A 4,141-nucleotide genomic window follows, 5' to 3' on the forward strand; every position below is an offset into this window, starting at 1 on the left:
GAGCCCGACGGCACGTTGTGGCTGGCGCGCGAGGGGCGTGCGGTCGCGGTGCGCGAACGGCCGAACCTGCTGGCCTCGCACGCCGAAGCGACGGAAGCGGGCCCGGTGACCTCCCCGATGCCGGGCACGGTGCTGGTGGTGAAGGCCGAACTCGGGCAGGCCGTCGCGGCCGGTGCGCCGTTGCTGGTGGTCGAGGCCATGAAGATGGAGCACACCGTCGCCGCGCCGGTGGACGGCGTGGTCACCGAACTGAACGTGCGCGCGGGCCAGCAGGTCGCGCTCGACGAACCACTCGCCCTGGTGACCCCGGAGGAAGGCACAATATGATCGACGACCGGCTCGACGAGGAGTACGACGCGCTGCGGCGGACCGTGCGGGACTTCGCGCGCGCCGAGGTGGCGCCGGTGATCGGGGACTACTACGAACGCGAGGAGTTCCCGTACGACCTGGTGGCGGGAATGGCCGGGATGGGCCTGTTCGGCCTGCCGTTCCCCGAGGAGCACGGCGGCATGGGCGGGGACTACTTCGCGCTGTGCCTGGCGCTGGAGGAACTCGCCCGGGTCGACTCGTCCGTGGCGATCACGCTGGAGGCCGGGGTCTCACTCGGTGCGATGCCGCTGTACCGCTTCGGCACCGAGGAGCAGAAGCGGCGGTGGCTGCCCGCGCTGTGCGCGGGTGAGAAGCTCGGCGCGTTCGGCCTGACCGAGCCCGGCGGCGGTTCCGACGCCGGGGCCACGCGGACGTCGGCGACCCTGGACGGGGACGAGTGGGTGATCAACGGCAGCAAGTCGTTCATCACCAACTCCGGCACCGACATCACCAGCCTGGTCACCGTGACGGCCGTGACCGGCAGCAAGCCGGACGGCGGCAAGGAGATCTCCACGATCGTCGTGCCCGCGGGTACCCCCGGGTTCACGGTGGCGCCGCGGTACTCGAAGGTCGGCTGGAACGCCTCCGACACCCATGAGCTCGCGTTCGACGACTGCCGGGTGCCCGCGGAGAACCTGCTCGGCGGGCGGGGCCGCGGCTACGCGCAGTTCCTGTCCATCCTGGACGAGGGGCGGATCGCGATCGCCGCGCTGAGCGTCGGACTCGCGCAGGGGTGTGTGGACGAGTGCCTGCGCTACGTGCGCGAGCGGGAGGCGTTCGGCGGCCCGATCGGGCGGTACCAGGCGATCCAGTTCAAGCTCGCCGACATGGAGATGCGGGTGCACACCGCGCGGCTGGCCTACTACCAGGCGGCGGCGAGGATGCTGCGCGGCGAGCCGTTCAAGAAGGAGGCGGCCATCGCGAAGCTGACGGCGTCCAACGCCGCGATGGACAACTCCCGCGAGGCCACCCAGATCTTCGGCGGCTACGGCTTCATGAACGAGACCCCGGTGGCCCGCTTCTACCGCGACGCCAAGATCCTGGAGATCGGCGAAGGCACCAGCGAGGTCCAACGCATGCTCATCGCCCGCGAACTCGGCCTCACCCCGGCGTGAGGGGTTGCCGTGAGGGGCACATTCACTGCATCTGGCGCAGTGAATGTGCCCCTCACAGCACCTGACGCAGGGAAAGTGCCCTTCACGGCAACACCCGGGTGACCCCGCTCAGAAGGCCGTGCGGAGGGAGTCGTGGGTGGGGGCGTCCGGGACGCCGGGGGCGCGGTGGGCGGCGAACTCCTTGCGCAGCACCGGGACGACCTCCTCGCCGAGGATGTCCAGCTGCTCCAGCACGGTCTTGAGCGGCAGGCCCGCGTGGTCCATCAGGAACAGCTGGCGCTGGTAGTCGCCGACGTACTCCCGGAAGCCGAGGGTGCGGTCGATGACCTGCTGCGGGCTGCCCACCGTCAACGGGGTCTGCGTGGAGAACTCCTCCAGGGACGGCCCGCCGCCGTAGACGGGCGCGTGATCGAAGTAGGGTCGGAACTCGCGCACCGCGTCCTGCGAGTTGGGCCGCATGTACACCTGACCGCCGAGGCCCACGATCGCCTGCTCCGGGTCGCCGTGACCGTGGTGGGCGAACCGTTCCCGGTACAGCGCCACCATCCGCTTGGTGTGCTCGGCGGGCCAGAAGATGTGGTTGTGGAAGAACCCGTCGCCGTAGTAGGCGGCCTGCTCGGCGATCTGCGGACTGCGGATCGAGCCGTGCCAGACGAACGGCGGCACCCCGTCCAGCGGACGCGGGGTGGCCGTGAAGCCCTGCAACGGCGTGCGGAACCGGCCCTCCCAGTCCACGACGTCCTCCCGCCAGAGGCGGTGCAGCAGTTCGTAGTTCTCGATCGCCAGGGGAATGCCCTGCCGGATGTCCTGCCCGAACCACGGGTACACCGGCGGGGTGTTGCCCCGGCCCAGCATCACGTCCACCCGGCCGTCGGCCAGGTGCTGCAGCATCGCGAAGTCCTCGGCGATCTTCACCGGGTCGCTGGTGGTGATCAGGGTGGTCGCCGTGGACAGGATCAGCCGCTCGGTGCGGGCGGCGATGTAACCGAGCATGGTCGTCGGCGACGACGGCACGAACGGCGGGTTGTGGTGCTCGCCGGTGGCGAAGACGTCGAGGCCGACCTCCTCGGCCTTGAGCGCGATCCGCACCATCGCCTTGATGCGCTCGTGCTCGCTGGGCGTGCGCCCGTCGGTGGGGTCGGGCGTGACGTCCCCGACGCTGAAGACCCCGAACTGCATGTCGTCACCACGCTCACGAAGTAGTTGTCCGTTCAACTACCAGTGTAGCGCGGTGCCGGTGCCCACCGTCCCCGGCCGGGTCCGGCGGGCACCGGATCACCGGATCAGCCGTCGTGTGCGGGCAGGATCCGGCCGTGTACCTCGCCGAACCCGAGCCTGCCGCCGTCGGTGGCCGGTGCGGTCGCGGTGAGGGTGACCTCGTCGCCGTCGGCGAGGAACGTCCGCTGCTCCCCGTTGATCTCCAGCGGTTCCCTGCCGTTCCAGGTGAGCTCGATGAACGCGCCCCGTTGGTGCTTCTCCGGCCCGGAGATCGTGCCCGAGGCGTAGAGGTCACCCGTGCGGCTGGTCGCGCCGTTGACCGTGAGGTGGGCCAGCATCTGCGCGGGCGACCAGTACATCTCCCGGTACGGCGGGCGGGCGACCTCCTGCCCGTTCCACTCCACGACGAACTCGATGTCCAGGCCCCAGTCCGCCCGTTCGCGCAGATACGGCAGCGGCTCGGGGTCCTGGCCGGGCAGTGGCACCCGGGCCGCCTCCAGCGCGGCGAGCGGCACCACCCACGGGGAGACCGAGGTGGCGAAGCTCTTGCCGAGGTTCGGGCCGAGCGGCACGTATTCCCACGCCTGGATGTCGCGGGCGGACCAGTCGTTGACCAGCACCGCGCCGAACACCCGGTCGGCGAACTCGTCGGTCGCCACGGACTCACCCAGCGCGGAGCCGGTACCCACGACGAAGCCCAGCTCGGCCTCGATGTCCAGCCGCCGCGAACCGCCGAACGAGGGGACCTGCTCGTCGGGGGCCTTGCGCTGGCCGCTGGGGCGGACGATGTCGGTGCCCGAGACCACGACCGTGCCCGCACGCCCGTGGTAGCCGACCGGCAGGTGCTTCCAGTTCGGCATCAGCGGCTCGGCGTCCGGACGGAACAGCCTGCCGAGGTTGGAGGCGTGGTGCTCGGAGGCATAGAAGTCGACGTAGTCGGCCACCTCGACGGGCAGGTGCAGGGTCACTTCCGACACCGGATGCACCGCGTCGTCGGGCACGTCCCCGGCGACCAGCTCGTGGACGCGTCCGCGCACCTCGTCCCAGCGGGCCCGGCCCTGGGCCATGAAGTCGTTCAACGACGGCCGGGCGAAGATGTCGTCGCCGAGCGTCGCGGCCAGATCCACGACCGAGTCGGCGACCCGTACCCCGACGCGGGGATCGGTGCCCGGTGTCGAGAACACGCCGTAGGGCAGATTGGCGAGCCCGAAGGGTGAACCCTCCGGGATGGTGATGCGGGTCACGTGATGACTCCTTCTCCGCGCGTGACCGACCCGTCGACCAGGCCGAGGTCGACGAGTTCGGCGAGCGGCTCGGTGATACTGCAGGTCCCGAACGACACGAACGCCTCCCGGGCGGCCGCGGTGCGCCGCGGCCCGAGATCACGCACCCGGGAGGCGACCGTGCCCGCGTCCCGCTCGGCGAGCACGGCGGCGACG

At 70.8% G+C, this 4,141-nt stretch carries 4 protein-coding genes and 1 pseudogene; 2 read left to right on the forward strand and 3 right to left on the reverse strand.

What is annotated here, in order from left to right:
• Both SACHA_RS21180 and SACHA_RS0109005 read left to right on the forward strand, forming a co-directional pair.
• Positions 1–327, forward strand: a 327-nt coding sequence (locus SACHA_RS21180; protein ID WP_039738456.1) for an acetyl-CoA carboxylase biotin carboxyl carrier protein subunit, incomplete at its 5' end; no start/stop codon positions are given.
• Positions 324–1,484 (forward strand): acyl-CoA dehydrogenase family protein, encoded by a 1,161-nt coding sequence (locus SACHA_RS0109005; protein ID WP_019809041.1) that lies wholly within the window; start codon positions 324–326, stop codon positions 1,482–1,484. The genes SACHA_RS21180 and SACHA_RS0109005, both read left to right, overlap by 4 nt.
• Before the next feature lie 108 nt (positions 1,485–1,592).
• Here SACHA_RS0109005 and SACHA_RS0109010 read toward each other — a convergent pair whose 3' ends face one another.
• The 3 genes and pseudogenes from SACHA_RS0109010 to SACHA_RS0109020 form a co-directional block, all read right to left on the reverse strand.
• Entirely contained in the window at positions 1,593–2,663 is a 1,071-nt protein-coding gene (locus SACHA_RS0109010) for an LLM class flavin-dependent oxidoreductase (protein ID WP_019809044.1), read from the reverse strand.
• A gap of 104 nt (positions 2,664–2,767) precedes the next feature.
• Positions 2,768–3,946 carry a fumarylacetoacetase gene (gene fahA, locus SACHA_RS0109015; protein ID WP_019809046.1) on the reverse strand — a complete coding sequence of 393 codons (1,179 nt, stop codon included), beginning with the start codon at positions 3,944–3,946 and terminating at the stop codon, positions 2,768–2,770.
• Positions 3,943–4,141 (reverse strand): annotated as a pseudogene (locus tag SACHA_RS0109020) (hypothetical protein); the annotation flags it as partial. The gene fahA and the pseudogene SACHA_RS0109020, both read right to left, overlap by 4 nt.

The organism is Saccharomonospora halophila 8 (assembly GCF_000383775.1).
GTDB classification, from domain to species: Bacteria; Actinomycetota; Actinomycetes; order Mycobacteriales; family Pseudonocardiaceae; genus Saccharomonospora; species Saccharomonospora halophila.

Bases quoted from the DNA above. Each gene is read 5' to 3' on its own strand.
- SACHA_RS0109005 (WP_019809041.1), top strand. From the start codon at position 324: ATGATCGACGACCGGCTCGACGAGGAGTACGACGCGCTGCGGCGGACC.
- SACHA_RS0109010 (WP_019809044.1), bottom strand. From the start codon at position 2,663: ATGCAGTTCGGGGTCTTCAGCGTCGGGGACGTCACGCCCGACCCCACC.